Origin of the sequence: Brevibacillus sp. FSL L8-0520, from assembly GCF_037963895.1 — a bacterium.
GTDB lineage: Bacteria > Bacillota > Bacilli > Brevibacillales > Brevibacillaceae > Brevibacillus > Brevibacillus borstelensis.
In genome coordinates this window covers 2,637,642-2,658,772 of the sequence record NZ_CP150171.1, presented here as the reverse complement: position 1 = coordinate 2,658,772, position 21,131 = coordinate 2,637,642, and the positions used below count along the sequence as shown (strand labels likewise).

The 21,131-nt window shown below is 49.0% G+C and carries 18 protein-coding genes; 4 read left to right on the top strand and 14 right to left on the bottom strand.

What is annotated here, in order from left to right; translation table 11 throughout:
- Positions 1-48 precede the first annotated feature (48 nt).
- Positions 49-1,422 carry a sugar phosphate nucleotidyltransferase gene (locus NSQ24_RS13245; protein ID WP_024984756.1) on the bottom strand — a complete coding sequence of 458 codons (1,374 nt, stop codon included), beginning with the start codon at positions 1,420-1,422 and terminating at the stop codon, positions 49-51.
- Between the two features lie 242 nt (positions 1,423-1,664).
- Here NSQ24_RS13245 and NSQ24_RS13240 point away from each other — a divergent pair, with 242 nt between their 5' ends.
- Together NSQ24_RS13240 and NSQ24_RS13235 are read left to right on the top strand one after the other, a co-directional pair.
- Positions 1,665-3,401, top strand: a complete 1,737-nt coding sequence (locus NSQ24_RS13240) for a phospho-sugar mutase (RefSeq protein ID WP_251237696.1) — start codon at positions 1,665-1,667, stop codon at positions 3,399-3,401.
- A gap of 37 nt (positions 3,402-3,438) precedes the next feature.
- Positions 3,439-4,650 (top strand): glycosyltransferase family 4 protein, encoded by a 1,212-nt coding sequence (locus tag NSQ24_RS13235; RefSeq protein ID WP_024984758.1) that lies wholly within the window; start codon positions 3,439-3,441, stop codon positions 4,648-4,650.
- 181 nt (positions 4,651-4,831) lie between these two features.
- On the opposite strand, the gene NSQ24_RS13230 is transcribed toward NSQ24_RS13235, so the two are convergent.
- The 10 genes from NSQ24_RS13230 to NSQ24_RS13185 form a co-directional block, all read right to left on the bottom strand.
- Entirely contained in the window at positions 4,832-5,611 is a 780-nt protein-coding gene (locus NSQ24_RS13230) for a carboxypeptidase-like regulatory domain-containing protein (RefSeq protein ID WP_339167986.1), read from the bottom strand.
- A 17-nt stretch (positions 5,612-5,628) separates the two neighbouring features.
- Positions 5,629-6,672, bottom strand: a complete 1,044-nt coding sequence (locus NSQ24_RS13225) for a glycosyltransferase family 4 protein (protein WP_339167985.1) — start codon at positions 6,670-6,672, stop codon at positions 5,629-5,631.
- Complete coding sequence (locus NSQ24_RS13220; protein WP_051994743.1) at positions 6,669-7,685, bottom strand: glycosyltransferase family A protein; 1,017 nt, start codon at positions 7,683-7,685, stop codon at positions 6,669-6,671. Before NSQ24_RS13220 ends, NSQ24_RS13225 begins: the two co-directional genes overlap by 4 nt.
- Positions 7,686-7,828: 143 nt before the next feature.
- Positions 7,829-9,835, bottom strand: a complete 2,007-nt coding sequence (locus NSQ24_RS13215; protein ID WP_339167984.1) for a glycosyltransferase — start codon at positions 9,833-9,835, stop codon at positions 7,829-7,831.
- 260 nt (positions 9,836-10,095) lie between these two features.
- Positions 10,096-11,541: an IS1182 family transposase gene (locus NSQ24_RS13210; RefSeq protein WP_024985259.1), complete on the bottom strand. Its 1,446-nt coding sequence runs from the start codon at positions 11,539-11,541 to the stop codon at positions 10,096-10,098.
- Positions 11,542-11,663: 122 nt separating this feature from the next.
- Complete coding sequence (locus NSQ24_RS13205) at positions 11,664-13,157, bottom strand: glycosyltransferase family 4 protein (protein ID WP_122958598.1); 1,494 nt, start codon at positions 13,155-13,157, stop codon at positions 11,664-11,666.
- Positions 13,154-14,344, bottom strand: coding sequence for a glycosyltransferase family 4 protein (locus NSQ24_RS13200; RefSeq protein ID WP_031933324.1), 1,191 nt, complete (start codon positions 14,342-14,344; stop codon positions 13,154-13,156). Before NSQ24_RS13200 ends, NSQ24_RS13205 begins: the two co-directional genes overlap by 4 nt.
- Positions 14,345-15,190 carry a dTDP-4-dehydrorhamnose reductase gene (gene rfbD, locus NSQ24_RS13195; protein ID WP_024984765.1) on the bottom strand — a complete coding sequence of 282 codons (846 nt, stop codon included), beginning with the start codon at positions 15,188-15,190 and terminating at the stop codon, positions 14,345-14,347. It lies immediately after the preceding gene.
- A 50-nt stretch (positions 15,191-15,240) separates the two neighbouring features.
- Positions 15,241-16,215, bottom strand: a complete 975-nt coding sequence (rfbB, locus tag NSQ24_RS13190; protein ID WP_243013999.1) for a dTDP-glucose 4,6-dehydratase — start codon at positions 16,213-16,215, stop codon at positions 15,241-15,243.
- A gap of 43 nt (positions 16,216-16,258) precedes the next feature.
- Entirely contained in the window at positions 16,259-16,714 is a 456-nt protein-coding gene (locus tag NSQ24_RS13185) for a dTDP-4-dehydrorhamnose 3,5-epimerase family protein (RefSeq protein ID WP_003386871.1), read from the bottom strand.
- 306 nt (positions 16,715-17,020) lie between these two features.
- Between NSQ24_RS13185 and NSQ24_RS13180 the strand changes: the two genes are divergently transcribed.
- A complete protein-coding gene (locus tag NSQ24_RS13180) occupies positions 17,021-17,806 on the top strand; it encodes a hypothetical protein (protein WP_003386872.1) in 786 nt (261 codons plus the stop codon).
- A 64-nt stretch (positions 17,807-17,870) separates the two neighbouring features.
- On the opposite strand, the gene NSQ24_RS13175 is transcribed toward NSQ24_RS13180, so the two are convergent.
- The 3 genes from NSQ24_RS13175 to NSQ24_RS13165 are packed head-to-tail and all read right to left on the bottom strand — an operon-like array spanning position 17,871 to position 19,772.
- A complete protein-coding gene (locus NSQ24_RS13175; protein ID WP_228006726.1) occupies positions 17,871-18,473 on the bottom strand; it encodes an FkbM family methyltransferase in 603 nt (200 codons plus the stop codon).
- 11 nt (positions 18,474-18,484) lie between these two features.
- Entirely contained in the window at positions 18,485-18,640 is a 156-nt protein-coding gene (locus NSQ24_RS13170) for a hypothetical protein (protein WP_227277727.1), read from the bottom strand.
- 16 nt (positions 18,641-18,656) lie between these two features.
- On the bottom strand, positions 18,657-19,772 hold the full coding sequence (locus NSQ24_RS13165) for a hypothetical protein (protein WP_243014000.1): 1,116 nt from the start codon (positions 19,770-19,772) through the stop codon (positions 18,657-18,659).
- A 222-nt stretch (positions 19,773-19,994) separates the two neighbouring features.
- Here NSQ24_RS13165 and NSQ24_RS13160 point away from each other — a divergent pair, with 222 nt between their 5' ends.
- Positions 19,995-21,122: a glycosyltransferase gene (locus NSQ24_RS13160; protein ID WP_339167979.1), complete on the top strand. Its 1,128-nt coding sequence runs from the start codon at positions 19,995-19,997 to the stop codon at positions 21,120-21,122.
- Positions 21,123-21,131 lie beyond the last annotated feature (9 nt).

Genomic DNA, 21,131 nt, shown 5'->3' with positions numbered 1-21,131 from the left:
GCCCCCTGTCCTCTGGCATGGCGGCGCCTGTCTCATGATCGCTTTCTGTCATTGCCTCAAGGAGTCCAAGAGATCATCCCACGACATGAATAGGCGGACGATATCTTCTTCGACAAGTCTTGTGCCCATTTGAATCTCGATAATCTCCAACTCTTCGATTGCCTTGATTGCATGTTTGGCATGGACAGGAATTCTGACGACATCGCCTGCCTTTACCCGAATCAACCGGTCATTCAATACGAATTCACCGATACCGGCTACAATCGTCCATACCTCACTGCGCATCTGGTGATATTGATAGCTGAGGTTTTTTCCTGCGTATAAACACAAGCGCTTGGTCAAGATGTCTGTTCCATCCGTCCTTGTTTGATAATCGAGGACTCGATACCATCCCCATCGCCGTTCCTCAAACATCGGTCTTTGGTCTATCTTTTTCACCAGATCCTTCACTCGGTGGCTTTCCGATTTTTCCGATACCAGTATGCCGTCAGGGCTTGCCGCTACAACGACATTCGGCACTCCCACTACCGCTATCGGGATATCCAATTCATTCACGACATGTGTATTGCTGCTATCGTCGCTAATGATGCCTTTTCCGATCACTTTTGTTTGAATATCCGCCGTCAGTGTATCCCACGTGCCCAAATCCCGCCAGGTGCCATGATACGGGATCGCTACAACCCGATCTGCTTTTTCAACTACTTCATAGTCAAAGCTTATTTTTGGCAATTGGTCGTATTTCTCCACAAGCTCATCAAACTCAACCGGCAGCTTTTTTTCTTCCAGCAATTGAATGAGGTAGCCTAACCGAAATGAAAAAACACCGCAATTCCACAATGCATTTTGCCGAAGAAGCTTGGCTGCCTCATCTTTAGACGGTTTTTCCGTAAAGGAATCAACAGGGATATAGCCTTCGGAGGTTTTTAGGGTATTTTGAACCGGAATAATATAACCGTACTTTTCGGATGGGGAGGTGGGCTGCACCCCGATTAATGCAATATCTGCGTCGGATTGTCGTATCGCGTCCTCCAACTCCTTGACTTTATCAAAAAATTGATAATCCGTATAAGGATCGACTGGCATGACGACGATCACTTCATTCAGGTCTACGCCCTGCTTCGAATAGAAATACGTTGCTGCCAAGGCTATAGCCGGATACGTGTCTCGACGCTCCGGTTCAATGATAAGAGGCACATTGCTCCCCAACTGGGAGGTAATCATGTCCACCTGCGTTTTGCTTGTCGATATATAGGCTGAATGGTCCATTTTTTTCGTCTTCAGTTGTTTCCATATCCTCTGTATCATCGACTCCATCTCGTCATCGGGAGTTCGTATCGTTTTTAGGAACTGTTTTGATCTGGATTCGTTGGAAAGCGGCCACAGTCGTTTCCCTGTTCCTCCTGAAAGCAAAACGAGCCTCAACGGAAAGCACCTCTCTTCTGTCTGATCCTGATGTACACATGTAATATCCATATGATCACTCGCCGGAAAAGGTATGTGTGTATCGACCAGATTAAGAGTGGAAAACCGACAACGGGCTCGTCCAAAGCCAATCTGCACATGAATATTGTGGCACTGTCTCCGGTTGCCATTTATACCGCCGCTCATACTATGTTTTATACTCGCAGATGTGTGCGAATCGATGTGGAGGTTTTCGGCTCATGATCAATTGGAGAGAGCGATATAATCGCTGGATGAATTACCCCGATCTGGACGAAAGACTACGCGAAGAGTTACAGCGCGCAAAGGATAATGAACCACTTCTAGAGGACCTCTTTTATGCCGATCTGGAATTCGGTACGGGAGGGATGCGGGCGGAAATGGGACCTGGCCCCAATCGGATGAACGTGTATACGGTGCGAAAAATTTCCGAAGGGCTGGCCCGCTTTATCGCAGAGTCTGGCCAACAGGCGAAGGCGCAGGGCGTAGTGATTGCCTATGACTCCAGAAACAAATCGTCTGATTTTGCGATTGAATCCGCAAAGGTGATAGGAAGGCACGGCATCCGTGTTTATTTGTTTGATCGGCTCTGTCCAACCCCCCTTCTGTCTTTTGCGGTGCGCCACCTGCATGCGTTCGCGGGAATCGTTATCACCGCGAGCCATAATCCGCCCGAGTATAACGGCTATAAAATTTACGGCAGCGACGGTGTCCAAATCACGCCGGCGACCGCCGAACAAATCATGGCAAAGGTAAACGAGGTAACAGACGAACTGTCCGTAGAAAGTGGTGATGAAGCATCATTGAGGCAGAGCGGCCTATTGGTGCAGATTCATGATGATATCCTGGAAGCATATGTCGAGCGACTGCAGACGATCAGGCTGAACCCTGAACCATCGGGTACTTCGCAGGTAAACATCGTTTTTACCCCTTTACATGGAACAGCATACGAACCCATCAGGCTCGTTCTGAGCCGGTTCGGCTACAATCAGGTCACTGTCGTTACCGAGCAAGCGAATCCGGACCCGCATTTCACCAATGCAGCATCGCTCAATCCGGAAGAGCCGCAAGCATTCGAGCTGGCGCTGCAATACGGTAAACGGACAAACGCTGATCTGATCCTGGCAACCGATCCAGATGCGGACCGCATCGGTGTTGCAGTCAAAAAAGGTCCGCAGGGATATACGATACTGTCCGGCAATCAAATCGGTGCCCTTTTACTGGACTATCTCCTATCCGAGCGAAAAAGAAAAGGGCTTCTGCCAGATAACGGCACCATCGTCAAAACCATTGTCACATCCGAATTCGCCCGAGCAATCGCGGCCGATTACGGTGTAGATACGGTGGATACGCTGACGGGCTTCAAGTATATCGGAGAGAAGGTCAGCATGTACGAGAGATCGGGTCAGTACACGTTTCTGTTCGGATTCGAAGAAAGCAGCGGCTATTTGATCGGCGACTTTGTCAGGGATAAAGACGGCATCCAAACGGCTCTGATGTTAGCAGACATGTGCGCTTTTCATAAGTCATCGGGAAAGTCCATATACGACGGACTGATCGAACTGTACAAGAGATACGGATTTTACAGCGAAGACTTGTATTCCTTATCCCTCAAAGGGAAGGCGGGAGTCGAGAAAATCAGGGCCACCCTGTCTTTTTTTCGCCAGCAAGGTTTTACCGAGGTTGCCGGCAAAAAAGTTATGGTCGTGGAAGATTTTCTGGCAGGCACTTGTAGAGAAATGGTCAACGGCACCAGTACCGCGATTCCCTTGCCGGCATCCGATGTGTTGAAGTACCGGCTAGATGACGAGTCGTGGTTTTGCCTGCGGCCCTCCGGTACCGAACCAAAACTAAAAGTATATCTGGGGACGAAAGGTGTCACTTCGGAAGAAAGCAGTCAAAAGCTTCGAGCATTGAAGAATTTTGTGCTTGAGCAGTTCAACGCGCTCGGGCTCATATGAGTACGCTGTACAAATAAAGCGCAGCGGAGGCTTATTCATGAACATTTTACTCGCTACGTACTGGATACTCCCCCACGTAGGAGGGGTAGACACGTATTTACGTACTTTAAAGCAAGGATTGGAAGAACGCGGCCATCAAGTAGATTTGCTTGGCCATCATCCGGACATGAGTCGGGTGCACTTGCTGGACGACAAAAAAAGCGTGGAAAAAAAACCGATTCACCTTCCTGTTTATGATATTTTGATGGATTATTTTGACCGGGAGTTTCCGCTTCTCGATCACTGGGCGCGGTACCGCCTTATCGAGCGGCATGTATTTGAGATGGCCACTGTCATGCTCGAACTGAATCAGTATGATCTGGTTCATACGCAGGACATCATCTCCACGCGGGCTCTATCTCGTGTCATTCCCAAACACATTCCGCATGTCGCAACGATTCACGGCATGATTCACGATGAGTTTGTTTTAACCGGGGAGATCGATCAGGCGGACTCGATGCGCTGGAAGTACAGCTATTTGGAAGAAAAACTGGGATGCTCCTCCGCAGATGCCACGATTCTCCCGACCGAATGGCTTCGCAGGGAATTCACAAACCGCTTCTCTGTGGCTCCGGAAAAGCTGACGGTCGTTCCCTATGGATTACAGGCAGAAGCGATAGCCCAACAGACGGACGCAATCCAGCACATCCCCCGGTCAGACGGCAAACAAGTCATTATTTGTCCCGCCAGGCTGGTTCCGTACAAAGGGCAGCGGTATTTGATCGAGGCTTTGGCAAAATTGGCTCGCGTCCGCGATGACTTCGTTTGCCAATTTGCCGGGGAAGGCCCGGACCGAACGGAGCTGGAAGCGTTGGTCGGACAGCACAACCTGGACCATCATATTGAATTTTTGGGCAACCGATCCGATATCTTTCATCTGCTCAAACAGGCGAGTATTTTCGTGCTTCCCTCCCTTGTCGAAAATCACTCCCTGGCGATCATGGAAGCGCAAATTATCGGTTTGCCCATCGTAACCACCCGTGTGGGAGGAAATGCGGAGCTCGTCTCGCATCACCATACGGGCTTGCTGGTCGAACCCCAAAACAGTGATGAGCTGTTTCAAGCGCTTCTGATGCTGATGAATAATAAAACTCTTCGGGAAAAGCTCTCGCACGATGCCAGGAGGTGGGCCAGAAAATACTGGCGGCACGATTTCATGGTGAACCGGACACTGGAGGTATACGAACAGGTACGCCTGCACAAAAAATAAGCCCCCTCTCCGTATGTATGTATGTATGGATGCCTTCTCTCTCTGTTGAGGGATGGCCTAAACAATGAGCATCCCGTCCACTTTTGAAAGTGAAACGGGATGCTCGTTTGTTTATGGTTCCAATTTGGCCCAAGCCGTCGACATTTCGCAAATTTCCCCTTCGGCCTGGCATTTCACCTTTTTACTGAAGCGGCAATACGGGTATGTGTATCACCATGCCGTCCCCGTTCAATGCGACGCGGATTTGCTGTTCGCCATACTGATACGATCTGCCTACAACTATATAATTTCCGTCAGACAGTTCGTCAAACTGATAGTGTCCGTACTCGTCGACAGCCGTTGCGGTTATGAGCTGTTTTCTCTCATTCAGCAAGAGAACGTATGATAACGCTGCAGGCGCCCCTGAAAATTTATCGTATACGATTCCTTCGATAGAAGCAGAGGAGCACTCTCTCGGCTTCCCCGGTTCCTTTAATTCACGCAGCATATCCTCATCGGGCACTTTGTAATCGGGGGGCAATGCATAAGCGACCTCATCCCAAGTTTCCTCATCCAGAAAATAAACCTTTTTCGACGGCGTGAACGAAAACAAGTGATGATACGGCTCCATTAAATCTGCTACCCCAGTGAGCTTCACTTCATCCAACAGAAACGAAAGCTGCCGTACGTCTTCGTTCAACCCCACCTCCTGTGGAACAAACACATCGCTGGCCACGATCTCCAAAACACCTTTCATCATCGCCGGAAGCAACACGGTGATTGAGAATTTTTCCGTCGGATTGATTTCCTCATGAAGCAACTGGCCATTGACGTAAAAGGAGAGCGTGAGATTTTCCGGATATTCGTGGCGCCGCCCGCAAATCGTCAGAGACGCAGCTTCTTTTATATTTTTCAATGGTAAAACGAGGCGCTTTGATACCCACCCATCCTGATAGCGGTCCGTAAATACCATGTTTGTCATTCCCATCCCCCCGCTGTTTACCCAATCAACTTCTCGATCACGGAATCCCAACCAAGCTCCATATCTTCAATCAAACGCAGTCCGTTCATCCCCATCGTTTGCGCGCTCCGCTTGTTTGAGAACAAATAGTCGAGCTTTTCCGCAACAGCTTTCGGATCGGGCTCCAGCACGAAGCCGTTATCGCCATTCCTTACAAACTCGAGCGGACCGCCAGCGTCGACGTGCGTAATGACGGGTTTGCCGGACAGAAACGACTCCAGCGTGACATAGCCGTAATCTTCCTGGTACGGTCCGTAATAAACTGCCAACGCGTTCGCATAGTACTTTCTTTTCTCTTCTTCGGAGATCCAGCCGAGAAAGTGCACCCTGTCTTGCAATCCGTATGTTTCCACAGCGGATTTCATTTTGTTGATAAAGGTTTCCTTTCCTCTGCCGGCGATCACAACCTTGACTTGTGTTTTGGTATAGCGCAGGGCTTCGATCAGTACCTGCTGCCGTTTTAATTCTTCCAATCGGGAGGGACAAAAGATATAGTTTCCTATCTCTCCCGTGTAGAAGTGTTCGCATCCGAACGGAGGGTGGTAGAGAGGCATCGATTCAATCCCGTTGTACGTACGCAGCCTCTCTGACACAGTCGCCGAGATCGTGTATGTTTTGGCGCATGCAGAAAGGGCATGGCTGTCTTCCTCGACGATCATCTTTCGCAAGCGGTCGCCGCCCTCCATTTTGTCCAGACCATCGAAACCGGTTCCCCACAGCTCGTATGCTTCGCGATGCTGATGCAGCAGCCATAACACTTTGTTGTCGTGCCGGGCATAGTAGATCGGAAATTTCAGGGCAATCATCAGGTCGATCGGTCTCCCCTTCATTTCCGACAAGTCGATCAAGCGGGACATACGGATGCTGTTTTCCAGACTCTCAGCCGGATACCACTTGAAGGGGATGGTCACGACCTCCGCCTCGTGTCCCCTGAGAATAAGCTGCATTTTTAAATTGTTGGCCAATATCTCTGCTCCCCCGTATTCAAACGGCACTTGAACGGAGGCAACGGCAATCCTCATCGATCCACCTCATTTTTTGAGCAAGCGTTCATTGTTGGCCCCGGATTTTTTTCCAGCGAAAAAAACCTCCGCAAAAAATGCGGGAGCTTGTCGTGTCTGCAGCCAAAATAAGCGCCCAACCTTCTGGCGATATGCCACCGCCAGCGAAAATAAACCCAGTAACACTTTTCGTGCCGACGATAGTCGGTCTCGGAAAAAATGAATTGCGCTTCGGCTCTGGCTATTCGATAACAGGCGGGAATCAAGGTTGCAAGCGAAACATCTTCGGTGTAGCCAAAAGCCATATGCATCCCCCGCAATTCATCAAAGAAACGCTGAAAATAGCGAAAAAACGAGGAGTAACTATGGGAATGGATGACTGCCGCCTTTGGCATATATACCTTTTTCCAGCCATTGACGATGATGTCTCTGCCCATTACTTGGTCTTCCGTGTATATCACATCGCGAAATCGGATAGCAGCCCACGCCTCTTTCCTTAAAGCCGAATTGACATTAGAGTTAAATCCGTACCAGAGCGGATTCTGGTGATAGAGAGCCCGGCCTTCAGGGGTATCCTCCACATATTGCACGAGAGGCTCATCCGACTTGGAAAACATTTCGAAATGGAGCATCAAATCGCGCCGTGTAAAGGGATCGCATTCAGGTCTGGCAATCTGCTTGCCAAACACACAGCCGACTCTGGGGTCGAGGCTAAAACCCCTGATCATCTCCTCCAGCCAAAACTCATCGGCCGGGGTTGCGTCTTGCGTCAAAAAAACAAGGTATTGCCCGCGGGACAATTCGGCCCCGTAGTTCCGTGTTTTTCCATGTCCGAACTGTTTCTTGTCAATGGGATAAAACCGGACGGGATATGACATCAGCACGTCGACTGTTCCGTCCGATGAGCCGGAATCAATGGCAATCACTTCAAAAGGAAAGCTTGTTTGCTGCCGATAGATCGCGCGAAGAACTTCATCGATATACCGGATACCGTTATACGTCAGAAGAATAATGGAAACATCGACCTGCCCCATTTCCATCCCCCCTTCTGTCCTCCCCGTCGCTCATCTGGTGCTGCGACACTTTTTCGCCACGTGAAACCGCGCTTTCCATCCACCCCATCTGACTCCATCCGGAGAAGCTGAGACGAGACCTGTGAGCGATCGTCACCCGCGATTCATCCGCTCGCTCCTTGCACCTCTCGTATATCCAGAATCTGCTGGTGAAACAGCCTCGCGTTGTATTCGGTTTCTACAAATTTCAGGCCGTTGGTTCTAAGGCGCTCCCATACCAGACTATCTGTGTAGCAAGCGATGATTTTATCTGCATAGTCCCAAGGATCCCTTCCGATCAGCACCGTATCTTCCGTTAAACCGAGCTGATCCGCGATGAGAGGGGACACAACGGCCGGGACGCCGTATGACATGCTTTCCAGCAATTTCAAGGGTATTCCGGCAGCAAATCTGGTAGGCACGACAAACACTTTGCTGTGATTGTAATATGGCTGCAGATCAGGGACGGTCCCGGTGACCTTGATGTGATCGGAAGCCAGGTTTTTGATCGAATCCAGCAGATTTGTGCCGGTGAGCCACAGATTGACTCCCAATTCCTTGAAGACGAGCGGATAGACTTCGTTTACAAAATAAAGTGCCGCATCCTCATTCGGCGATCCTGGCGTAAAGCTTCCGACAAATAGCAAATCTTGACGTTGTGAAAATGGATTGGGCGTTGGCTGGACTTCGATACGGTGGCCCAGCACCTGGACCTGCTTCACACCGAGACTTTGAATGGTTTTCCTTTCCCGTTCAGATACCGAAATCACCTTGTCTGCCAGGGCCATCAATTGCATTTCCTCCAGAATCAGGCTTTGTACGGTTTCTTCAGTCAGTGGGATGCCCAGCGCAGTTTGCCGGCCGATTTCCCTGTGGAAAAAGAGAGCTTCCGCATCGTACACGATCTGGGGTTTGGGGTTGGTGTTTTGCATGATGCCGGCAATTTCCCGCATGTTGTGCGGTCTGCTGACCAGCACCTGGTCATACGCATCCTTTCTTTCTTCCCAGAAGTCACGGAAGTTTATCTGTTGATCGCCCGTGTTGTAAATGACTTCGATTCCCATTTGTTGCAACTGTTCCGTGTAGGGCTGCACTGACTCCGAAAATTGCAAAGGAAACAGCGTCACGGAAACATTCGCGTCGGCCAGCCCCTGCAACAGCATCCAGCTTCGCGGATATCCGCAGCCAAGCGCAGGGATTGGAATCCGGTCATCGACTACGAGCACCTTCCATTTTTTGTCCCGCTGATGTTCTCTGGCCCGGATGCTCGCACCGGCTCCGGGTAAATGGTAATCCTGCAGCCGGTGATTCCATCGCCCGGCAAATACTTCCCTGTGTTTGGCCTGAAGCAGCATGGCCTGTTCCGGGGAACTGCTTCCAAATTCATAGTGAATGACGACAGCAGCAGGTTGATACATAATCCGATAACCGAGCTCCCGCAGCTTCATGCACAAATCTGTTTCTTCGTAGTATCCTGGGTGGTAACGCTCGTCAAACATCCCCGCTTCCATAAATACGTCTTTTTTGAGAAACAAACAAACACCGGAGCAATAATCGACCTCGCGCACATACGAATACTCCGGTTTGAAAGGTTGATCTCCCCGACCGTATCCCGCACAAGAGCCGTCTCGCCAAATGATACTGCCCGCCTCCTGGAGTTGTCCGTCGGGGAAGATGACTTTGGCCCCTACGGCTCCGCAATGTTTTGTCGTTTCCGCAGTCCGGAGCAGCGTAGACAGCAATGCAGGAGTGATCTGTGTATCGTTGTTAAGAAAAAGCAGCCATTTCCCGCGCGCAGCGGCAGCTCCCTGATTGCATCCCTTCACAAAGCCCTCATTCTGCTCATTGCGGATGATAGCTGCCTGGTGGGTCCTTTTCAAAAGGTGGACTGTTTCGTCACTTGAGCCATTATCGACGATGACAACCTCATAAGGGACATCAGCGTGGGCTTTTATCGTTTCGAGGCATTGGAACGTATACGCAGCTTTGTTGTAAGCGACCAGAATGATAGAGACAACTGGCTGTTCCCAGTTCGGATACTGCAGCGTCGAGCTGGGATTGGCAAGAAAAACGCCCAGTTTTACCTTCAGGAAAGTGGCAAGCTGTTCTTGAAGCTGACTTCTTTCATTCATTTTTTTGCCTCCGGGTGGTTACCTCCATGTTGTCGTCACGTTTGTATCAGGACAGGCCGAATAGCCATCATTACACAGTGGAACCACTTATGCTTACATCTATTTTTATGAAACAAGTGACCTGATGGAAACTGGCCATTCCGACCAAAAACGCGCCTTTCACGCGGTGAACATGCTTCTTGCAAGCCGAAGCCTTTTGTGTGAACACTTGAAGGCTGCCAGGTGTTTCTGTGCGATCAAACAGAGGGGAAATGCCCCTCTCAGGTTGCAGACAAACTCCCTCGCTGAACGAACAGCAGAGGGAGTTTGTTTAATAATTTGATGAAAATACCGAAGGTGTTTTGATCGTTCACCTTTTGGCGACCTGATTTCCATAGCCAGGTCGCCATTTTTTTCAAGTTCATGGCAGCGAAAACAAGCATCGCCTGCATCGTGACCTTCTCCAGTCCTCGTAAGGTCGTCCAACGCATGCCATGCTTTTCCTTCATATCAGCGAATACACGTTCAATCGTTTCTTTCCGTTTGCTATAGATTTGTTTGTTTTCCTCGGTATGCCGGAGGTGGTCTACCTCTTCGAGGTAATCAGCCCAGATGTGGCGACTCACTCTCTTTGTGTAGTCTTTACTTTCCGTGCATTGTTTCAAGAACGGACAACTTCGGCAAACTTGAGAATTTGATCGATAGATACGGTACCCATCCTTGTTTGTTGTCTCATATGTTAAGATTTGCTCGTTCGGGCAGATGTAGCAGTCGAAATATTCATCATACACATATTCGTGCTTTTTAAAAAAACCTTCTTTGGTGCGTGGTCTTGTGTAGGGCATAACGGGGCGAATCTGGTCATCAAGGAGTGTTTTACTGATGTAAGGCGTCTTGTATCCCGAGTCCACTGCCACAGCTTGAGGCTGTGCAAACGTCTTTCGCACTTGATTCAAAACATCCTCAAAAACCTGACTGTCATGCACATTGCCTGGCGTTACCTTGGCACCAAGCACAAATCCATTTCGATCACATGCTGTATGAAAACTATAAGCAAATACACGTTCCTTTTCCCCTTTTACAAACAATCCGCAATCCGGGTCAGTTGTGCTGACTTTCACCTCCTTCTTCGAAGTTTCTGTCTTTTTTTCAAGGGGCTTCTTTCCATGTGCAATACGATCCTGATTGATTTCTTCGTCCAGCAGCTCTTGATATTTCTTCGCTTGTTCTTCAACGATTTCTTTCACGTATTTATGCTTATTCGCACTGGCTTTTACATGCGTAGCATCAATGAAAAGCACATCAGGCTTCACGAATCCATGATGAACCGCCTCCTCCAATATTCGAAGGAAGATCGACTCGAAGAGTTGAGTATCCCGAAAACGGCGAACATAGTTCTTGCCTAGGGTCGTGAAATGGGGAATGGGCTGACTGAAATCATAGCCAATAAACCACCGATAGGCAACATTGGTTTCGATCTCTTTAATCGTTTGTCGCATGGAACGAATTCCAAAAATATATTGGATGAAAGCAATTTTAACTAAGACTACAGGGTCAACACTGGGTCTGCCATTGTCATGACAGTAGAGGCTTTCCACCAAGTCATAGATGAACGAAAAGTCGATTGCATTTTCAATTTTTCTTACGAGATGATCTTCTGGCACCAACTCATCTAGCGAGAATGCAGATATCTGATAACGCCCTTCGGCCTCTTGCTTATTAAGCATAATGCCACCTCTAAAAAATAACTTTTGAAAACGTAACATGTTCTATATTCAACAAAAAAGCCTGCAGACCCTGTTCCTTACGGAACTTTGTCTACAGGCTGAGAGGGGAAATGCCCCTCTTTTCATTCCGTCAATGTTTTTATAAAGGCCGGATCCGGTATCGAATAGTCGGGCGGTACCCTCTTGAGCACGTTGCTCCATTGCGCAGCATCAAATTTTGCCGGATCGATGTCGAAGGAGAAAATACTCTCTGCCTTCCCGGAGCGATCTATTCTCTTGGAGACCAAACCGTGCTTGCCAGACAAATCCGGCTGCTCCCGCCGCTCTTCCGATCCGTGCTTTTTTCTCTCGATTGCCTGAACATATATCCCCATCGTCTTTTCAAACATGGTTTTGGAAGAGAAACGGATTCGAGCCCGTCCGGCAGCGTTCATACCCAGTGTGAAACGCAATTCCTGATTGGTTAGCAGCCGAATCAGGCTTTCGGCCAGTTGGACGCTGTTGCCCGTCTGGAAGATCAGGCCTGTTTCTTCGTGGCAGACTACCTCGGGAATCCCCCCGGCATCAGATGCGACACATGGTTTTCCTGCCACTTGCGCTTCCATCAGCGTATACGGGTGCATATCCTGTATCGACGCCAGCGCGACGATATCCGATAATTTCAGTAGAGCCTCGACATCATATCGATCCCCGAAGAAAACGAGATGATCCCATACCCCTGATTTTTTCGCTTGCATCTCCAGCTCATCTCTCAACTTTCCGTCCCCGATAAGCCAGCAGACGAAGTTGCTCTCCCTTTCCTTTACGATGCGCAAAGCCTCGATCAATGTCTTATGATCCTTTTCCGGAACGAGCCGCGCAGGACAAGCGATAATCAATCTCCCTCCCGCCTGCTGATTTGCAGTCAAAGGCGGGTACGGTTCAAAGTCGAAACGGGTTAAAAACGGGGGCAAATCCAATGCATAAGGGAGTACGGTGAGTTTGTCTGGATGGACGCCGTATTCGCCCCCCAGTATCTTCTTTTGCCATCTGGTCGGTACAATCGTCGCATCGGAGGACATGTGACCGACATACTCTTCGGCTGCGGCATACTTCCATTTCAGGCTTTCCTTGCTTGCGATTGCTCCTGAATGGATATATTCCGTTGCAAGGATGCCGTGAATGGTCGCGACGAGGGGGATATGGTGCGGCTTTGCACGAGACAGGGCGCGTGTGGACAGGATGTCTTGGGTGTGTATCACATCGTAATTCTGGAGATCGAGCAAGGCAGCCGATACTTCAAACGTGTATCGCTCGACTTCCCGCCAGCGAATGGCGGGTTCGGTGCCAGGAAGATGCCTTTCAAAATACTGAAACATCTGATGGTCAATGACATCCTTAATCGTCAAGCGCTTTTCGTGACTGTTCGTCGTTTTATCGATTTCACGCCCGGTCAGGCTCCGTCCAAACTCATCTCGGATGTGACTGTACTTGTAAATGGTTCGCATGTCCTGATGATGGGCGAGAATGTCGACGTGATGTCCATTTTCCTCAAGCTCTTTTTTTAGCGTATCTATGTAGCGATTTACTCCGCCAACGTGAGGAAAAGGAAAATAGGAAGCAAGCAGAATTTTCAAACAGGACCCCTCCCGCCTTGTTGACTGATCATCGCGTTGACCAGCCTCTTGAAGTTGTCATAATGATACAATTCAACAGCCCGTTGTCTCCCCTGCTGCCCCATAGCCGCCCGTATATCCGGTTCGTCGATCAATTTCTGTATCGCGGCGCCAAGCGAAGCGGTATCTCCTTTGTCGATCAACATTCCTGTCTTCCCGTCGATGACGATTTCCTTCAGACCGCCTGATTTGTAGGCGACAATACAGATTGAAAGTGCCATTGCCTCCAGAGCGACGTTGGGAAACGCTTCTTCGACGAGACTCGGGACGACGACCATATCGACTGCGAGCAGCAAATCCGAAATATCCGGAAGCGCACCCAGATAGTGATATTCGACCGCCTCCATCCATTTTGCTTCTTCCTGGCACATTCGAAAGTAATCGTCGTCTCCTATGTTTCCCGCCGCCAACAATACGATTTTCTCCTGGCTTTTGAGAGAACGGCAGGCTCTGATCAGCTCAATCAGTCCCTTTCCGGCATAGATAGAGCCAAACCATCCGATCACGGCATCTGAATCAGTCCAGCTCAAGGTCTGACGGACCACTTTTCTTCTCTCCCTCACAAACAAATGATCAAGAATGACAACCCCGTAGGGAAGCAAATCAATCTGCCGTTGTCCTGCTGACGCCAGAGACTGTGCTATGATCGCGGATGGAACGAGGATTCGATCGCCATGACCGTGGATCAAAGCCAAAAGAGGCAATGTCTCCGGCTTGCTCGGGACGGTTTCGTGAATATACCACCAAACGGGAATCTTCCTTTTTTGGGCGATGACCAACGGAAATGCGTTTATGGCACTGTTGGCAATGATCAGGCTCGGGGATATCTCAGCAATCGCTTGATCGAGCAAACTCCCTTCTGCTCTCATCTGAAGCATGCCGATCTCATCTCCCAAACGACCGGGACTGTAAATGAAACTCCACAATAAAGGAAAGGGGATGATGCGCGATTCCATCCCCATCTGATCCGCCCGCACTACGGACAGTCCAGGTCCCGGACTTATCCAGACTACCTTCAGCCGCATCTCCAGAAGTGCAGCGCCAAGCATAAGCAGTACTTTTTCCGCCCCTGTTACGATCTCCGGGTGTGCATGATGGCTGATAAGCATGACCACCCGTTCACTTGCAGACGGTGCGCTGATGTTCATTTAAATGCTCCTTAGCTCATCAATAAATTGGGTTAATGCGGTTCTCCAATGTCGCAAGGTCGAGAACCCGTTCAAGCGTATGGCCATGTGGTCAAGAACGGAGTATGCAGGCCTTGCGGCGGGGAGGAGAAATTTTGCCGTGTCAACCGGACGTACGGTTACCCCCAATCCCGCGGCAGCAAATATCGCTTTTGCCCATTCATATCTGGAACAAGCTCCCGTATTGGAAACGTGATAAATGCCATATTTCTCGCTCTCCAGCAGCTCTTTTATAAACCAGGCCAATTCCGGCGCATAGGTCGGAGAGCCCACTTGGTCGCAAACAACGTCGATCTCCGTGCGCGTTTCAGCCAACCGCAACATGTTCTTTACAAAGTTGCTCCCATGTCTGCCGTATACCCAGGAGGTCCGTACGATGAAATATTTGTCTGATAAAGTTTTTACCATGTCCTCGCCAGCCAGCTTCGATTTGCCATATACGTTCACAGGATTTACAAAGTCGTACTCCCGGTATGGCTTAGTACTGCGGCCGTCAAATACGTAATCCGTGCTGATATACATCATCTTTGCCCCTGCCTGCTGAGCGGCTACCGTCATATTTCGCGTTCCGTACGCATTCACGAGAAATGCGCGGTCTTGATCGGCTTCTGCTTGATCGACATGGGTGTAGGCAGCCGTGTGTACGACGATCTCTGGCCGTGCTTCCTGTACGATGTCCCGAGCTTTGGACAAATCGGTAACATCCAGTTCGTTGCGGGTGCAGCCAATCACCTGGTGATGAGCGGAAAGAACCTTGACCAACTCACGACCCAATTGGCCGTTTGCACCTGTCACCAAGATTTTCATGCTTCCCACCCTGTTTCCGGAAACCCGGGTTTTTAGACGCATGTCCATGATCAAAGCCTGTTTTTGTACCAAAGCACTGTCTCTCGGAGCGCAGTTGCAAATTCATAGACGGGGCGCCATCCGAGTTCCCTGCGTATCTTATCGGCATTGATCGCATACCGGCGGTCATGTCCGGGCCGATCCTCGACAAATTCAATGAGACTCTCCGGTTTTTGCAATACCGCCAAAATTTTTCGGACAATCTCGCTATTCTTATGTTCGTTGTTGCCGCCGATATTGTAAATTTCCCCTGGCCTTCCCGAATGAATGACGAGGTCTACAGCCGAACAGTGGTCTGCCACGTGCAGCCAGTCCCGCACGTGTCCGCCGTCGCCGTAGATCGGAAGCTTTTTGCCCAGCAAAGCATTCGTTGTCATAAGCGGAATCAGTTTTTCCGGATGCTGATAAGGACCGAAGTTGTTGGAACAGCGTGTAATATTGACGGGCAACCCGTATGTTTCATGATAGGCGCGGACCAACAGATCGGCTCCTGCTTTGCTGGCCGAATAAGGGTTGTTTGGAGAAAGCGGCGATTCCTCCGTAAAACATCCTGTGTCTCCCAGTGAACCGTACACCTCGTCGGTCGATATTTGCACGAATTTTTTCACCTTGTATGTGCGGGCTGACTCCAGCAGTACGTGGGTTCCGACCAGATTCGTCCGGATAAAGACCCCGGGATCGGCTATGCTGCGGTCCACGTGGGATTCAGCAGCAAAGTTCACAATGACGTCAACAGGAGCCGGTGCAGTCGTTCCATATGCCTCGCTTTTGCCGGACACCAGTGCATATACCAATCGCGAGTCGCAAATATTTCCCTGTACAAATGCATAGTGTGGATGGGACTCGACATCCTTCAGTTTTTCCCTGCTCCCCGCATACGTCAGGAGATCCAGATTGACAATCTGATAATGAGGGTATTTCTCGATCATATACCGGATAAAGTTGCTACCGATAAAGCCCGCTCCTCCTGTTATGAGCAGCCTCATCTTCTCCCTCCTTATGGCAGCTTCTCTCTATGGAAAAAGCCCGTCACCTGAACTTGGTGGACCAGTCAAAACCGATTACGGGATCGTCGAAAGCAATCCGGTATTCGTCAGGTTGTTCCGGATTGTATGATCGATTGGTCACATAAAGGATCATCGCAGGTTCATTGCCGAGCACGCGATAGCCATGGGCGACCTCACGGGGAATAAACAGAGAAATCGGGTTGTGTTCGCCCATGTAGTACACCTCCGTTTGCTGAAAGGATGGAGAATGTTCACGCAGATCATGCAGTACCACTTGGGCGTTCCCCTTCGGAAAAAACCAGATATCGTCTTGCTGCTTATGGTAATGGAACGCTTTGATGACACCGGGATAGCTAAGCGAAGCGGATAGCTGGCCAAAGCTGGCAAGCCACCCGTCATCATCACGCAGCATTTCCATGAAATAACCCCGATCGTCGCAATGCTTGATTAGCTTCTTCGTTTTCACACCTTCGATCAAAGGAATCCTCCCTTCTTGCCTCTGATCTGATGAAGAATCCTTTCTTTCATGTTTATCTTCTTACTTTATGCTATGTAGTGATGATGGAAAACGCTCTTGAATGCTTCGGACAAAAACGACCTAATCCCTCAAGAGGCCATCGGGATTCACGTCTAGCTACCGGTGTTATAAAGCCGTCATTTCCCCTTTTCCCTGTTCTTAAGGAGTGATATAGTCTCAAACCCCTATAACTTTTCCTGCCTGTCGGCATATAGTAAACGAGTAGTTTTTCCATCACCAATCACCAGTAAAGGGGCGATTTGCATCGTGCTGAAGTCTCAAATGTGCAAACAGCAAGACTTTGATACTCCCTGGTTCCGTCAAGCCTGTGAAAGGCTGAAGGAACCGTTTCGCTATCACAGAAAGCTGTGGGAGTTTTGCTACATTTATCAAGCCTTGCTCGAGCGGGGAATATTGGCTCCCGGTAAAAAAGGGCTCGGATTTGGCGTCGGAACAGAACCATTGATTCCGTTATTTGCCTCGCACGGTTGCGAAATCGTGGCAACTGACCTTGACTATGACAGTGCTCTCACCCAGGGATGGGTCCAGACTGACCAGCATTTCAGCAGTATGGAAAAAATAAACGAACGAGGGATATGCGATCCGGTTCAGTTTCAGAATCTGGTGACATTCAAAACGCTGAACATGAACGAAATCGGGCCCGAGTATTACAACCAGTACGATTTCACCTGGTCTTCCTGCTCGTTCGAGCATGTCGGTTCGATTGAACTGGGCAAGCAATTTATTCTGAACCAAATGAATTGCTTGAAGCCGGGCGGTGTCGCGGTTCATACGACAGAATTCAATCTCTCCTCGAACGACGATACTATCGAAAGCGGCATCACTGTTATTTTTCGCTTGCAGGACATCGAATGGATGGTGGAGGCACTGCGGGCACAGGGACATTCCATCGAGATCGATTATTCAGTAGGTACCGGAGAGATCGAATCGTATGTCGATGTGCCTCCCTACTCAAATGACTTGCATCTCAGACTGCTATTGGGACAATACGTCTCCACCTCTATCGGGCTGATCATTAAAAAGGCGGAGTAAATTTGAGAAACACCGTGCGATAGAATACCGCACGGTGTTTCTGCTTTCTGTGGCTTTCTCAGGCTCACCTGAATAGTAATAAATCTAGGTGCTCAACCGCACTATGGGCGGCAAGCTCTGCTATGTTCGTCTCAACGATTCTACCGTCATCATGCAGAATATGGAAACGGAAGCCGCGATCCGTGAACCGTCTCAGAACTGACATGGGCTCATAGCTCACAGGCCATATTTTCGGGCAATACTCCATAAAGATGAGGATCCCGGGATTGTGGTCAATGACTTCACATAAACTGTCCATAATAAGCGGTTCTGAACCGTCAATATCAATTTTAATGACATCTGCCTTCAGATTGGGCAAGTAATCAGTCAAAATGCCTTTCTCTACAGTCATGCATGTATTTCCAGTCATTTCTCCAAGGCCTTGGAATTCGATGCTTGTTCCTCCCTCGCCGGACGTACAGATCTCGGTTTGTCCTCTGCTATCGGATAACATCACTTTATTTAATTTTACACGGCCATACATGCCGTTGATCGAAACGCTTTTCAAAAAATTCTTATGGTGAAACGGATTCGGCTCAAAGGAATACACACTCCCGGTCGGGCCGACAAGCATCCCTGCCAACAGCGAGTAGTAGCCGTGATGGGCTCCGATATCAACCACTGTCATACCTGGTTTGATCACCACATAAAAGCATTGGTCAACCATTCTTCCCAGTAGCCCACTAGCATGATGACGACGTTCACCGGATCGCGGCTATCCAAAAACATGTATGGTCCATTCTTCAACCTCGTTACTACCGTATGGTCTCCCAGATAAATATGAGATCGCTCCAAATAAAACACCCCTCAATTATAGTTGTGACAGGAACATGTTGGGAATGCGAATCGTACAACTTGTGGGATCGTGTTTATGCAAGCGGACTTCCACATTTTTTTCCTCATGGTTCAAATAAATCAGATCCCTAATCACGGAGGATTTGGACAGCCTCCTCTCCCACAGTACTTTCTTGCCCGAGTCTGACATAATATACAGCGTGAATTCCCCTTCTCCTTTCATTTCAATACATACTTCAAATCGATATACCTGACGTGGCAAGTTTATAAATGGCCCGTAGAAAGCGAGGCCAGGTTGATCCACTACGAACCACCCGTTCAGATCGTATGGAAACAATTTGTAAAAAGGAGTGTAATAGTAGTTTGGGATATTAGCCGGCGAACGGTAGTGCAACGGCTCTGGCCGACCTTGAATGACAGCTCTCGTTTCTGCCACTTTGTCCAGTTCGATCACGGCAATTCCGTTCGCAAACGGGAACGGACTTTGAAAATACGTGTTTTCCAGCTCCCGCTCCTCACATTGAATCCAGACTTGCTGGCAAATTGTTACGGATGTATCAGCATCCAGTTTTTTTAAAAAACTCATCGATAACGCTTCCCGCGGGATGCCGTATTTGTCAACGAGAAGAGCCACGTATTCACTGCTGAATTGTATCAACCACCCCATGTCCATCAGCTTACCAAAGGGAACGGTAATCAACGCTTTTCCCCCCGGATGAAGCAAGTTATAAATTTTCAAGATCGCTTTCAGCGGTGCTTCCCGGTCACCAGAGCTGTGTTCTCCATACGCATTTTGCCCGATATGCTCTACTGTAGAGATCGATACGATCGCGTCGTATTTTTCGTTAAAATCCATCAAATCGACGTTCATGATTCCAGGTCCCTTTTCAAATTTGTCTAGAACGTCAATCTCGCCGATCTCTGGATGTTGGGAGAGCAGTGGAGCATAATTCGACAAGACGTTGCCTACCTCGAGAATTCGCTTCTCCTTTCCTATCCGTTTAAGAAAATCAATAGCGATTGGGACTTCAACCGCTCTTTCGGAAAAGTTCTGAAAGTGGATTGGATTGTACGTAAGCTGCTTGTTCTGGTAAATGAAAAAAGGCAGGGTGTCATGTCCGATAATCCCCATTAGGCGTCCCCCCTTCCAAACATTAAGACTCTAGGAAGCATCGCTGTAATATATGCACGGTCTGAAATCAAGGTTTTACGCAACCATCACGGATAGCGAGCCTGATTGCAAGCCTTAATTTTTGCCATTTTGATACACGTACCCAACACACTCCCTGTCCGTCCTTTATATACTTGTTAATAACGCAATTGCTAGCGACTGACAAAGGGGATGTAGTTGTACATGAAGTATACAGGGGTGTACTGGATCGGCCCTGTTTATGACATGGGGGGATATGGAAATGTATCGCGAAATTATTTGCGGGCGCTAGAGACGATAGGGATTCCCGTTTATATTGACGCTTATGGTCCCAAGCACGCGGAAATCGGCGAAACGACCATGCGCTGGTTGGAAAACTTGTCCACTGACCAGATCGGCAACAGGGTCGTGTTGATCCGACACGGGTTACCCGACATTTTTCGACTTTCTTACCAAGTCCCCCACGTTGTCAAAAACATCGGCATCACACTTTTTGAAACCGATCGTCTACCCGAAGGCTGGGCATCCTCGATCAATCTGATGGATGAAGTCTGGGTTCCGTCGCGGTTTAATTTCAACACGTTTACCCGTAGTGGCGTAGTCCCTTCAAAGTTGAGGGTGGTACCTTACCCCATCGAAGTAACCAAGTACTTTCCGGGACGCCCCTACACCAAGTTTGCTCCGGCACCCTCGGTTGGATCGTTTACCTTTTTATATGTATTCGGGTTCGACTTTCGAAAGGGATACGATCTTTTGATCGAGGCTTTCTGCAAAGAATTTTCGTCCAAAGAAAACGTCTCCTTGATCTTGAAAGTATACATTCACAGCGGGCAGTCACCCGAGTTTGTCCGCAAGGAAATCTCGTCTTATATTCCTAAGAAGCGCAATAAAAACCAGATTGTCCTCCTGATCGAAGCGGTTAGTGCGGACCAACTCATCGACTTGTACCAAAGCTGTGACGTTTACATCTCAATGGATCGCGCTTGCGGATGGGGCATGCCCATCATGGAGGCGATGGCACTTGGCAAACCGGCGATTGCCCTAAATTGGGGCGGATCCACACAGTTTATGAATGATGCAAACAGCTTTCTGATCGAAACGGAGAAGAAGCTGGTGCCCGTTAACCAAAAGCTCCAAGACGCAAGGCCCGAATACTACTTGAATCATCAATGGGCGGACGTCGACGTGGGGAAAGTGCGAAAGGTGATGCGAGAAGCTTATGTCAACAAAGACAGATGCAGGCAGCTTGCCACAAAAGCCGCCTTGGATATGCATCTCCATTACTCCCCCGCCTCCATCGGCAAAGTCATAAAAGAGTTGTTTCATCAATAAAAACGAAAC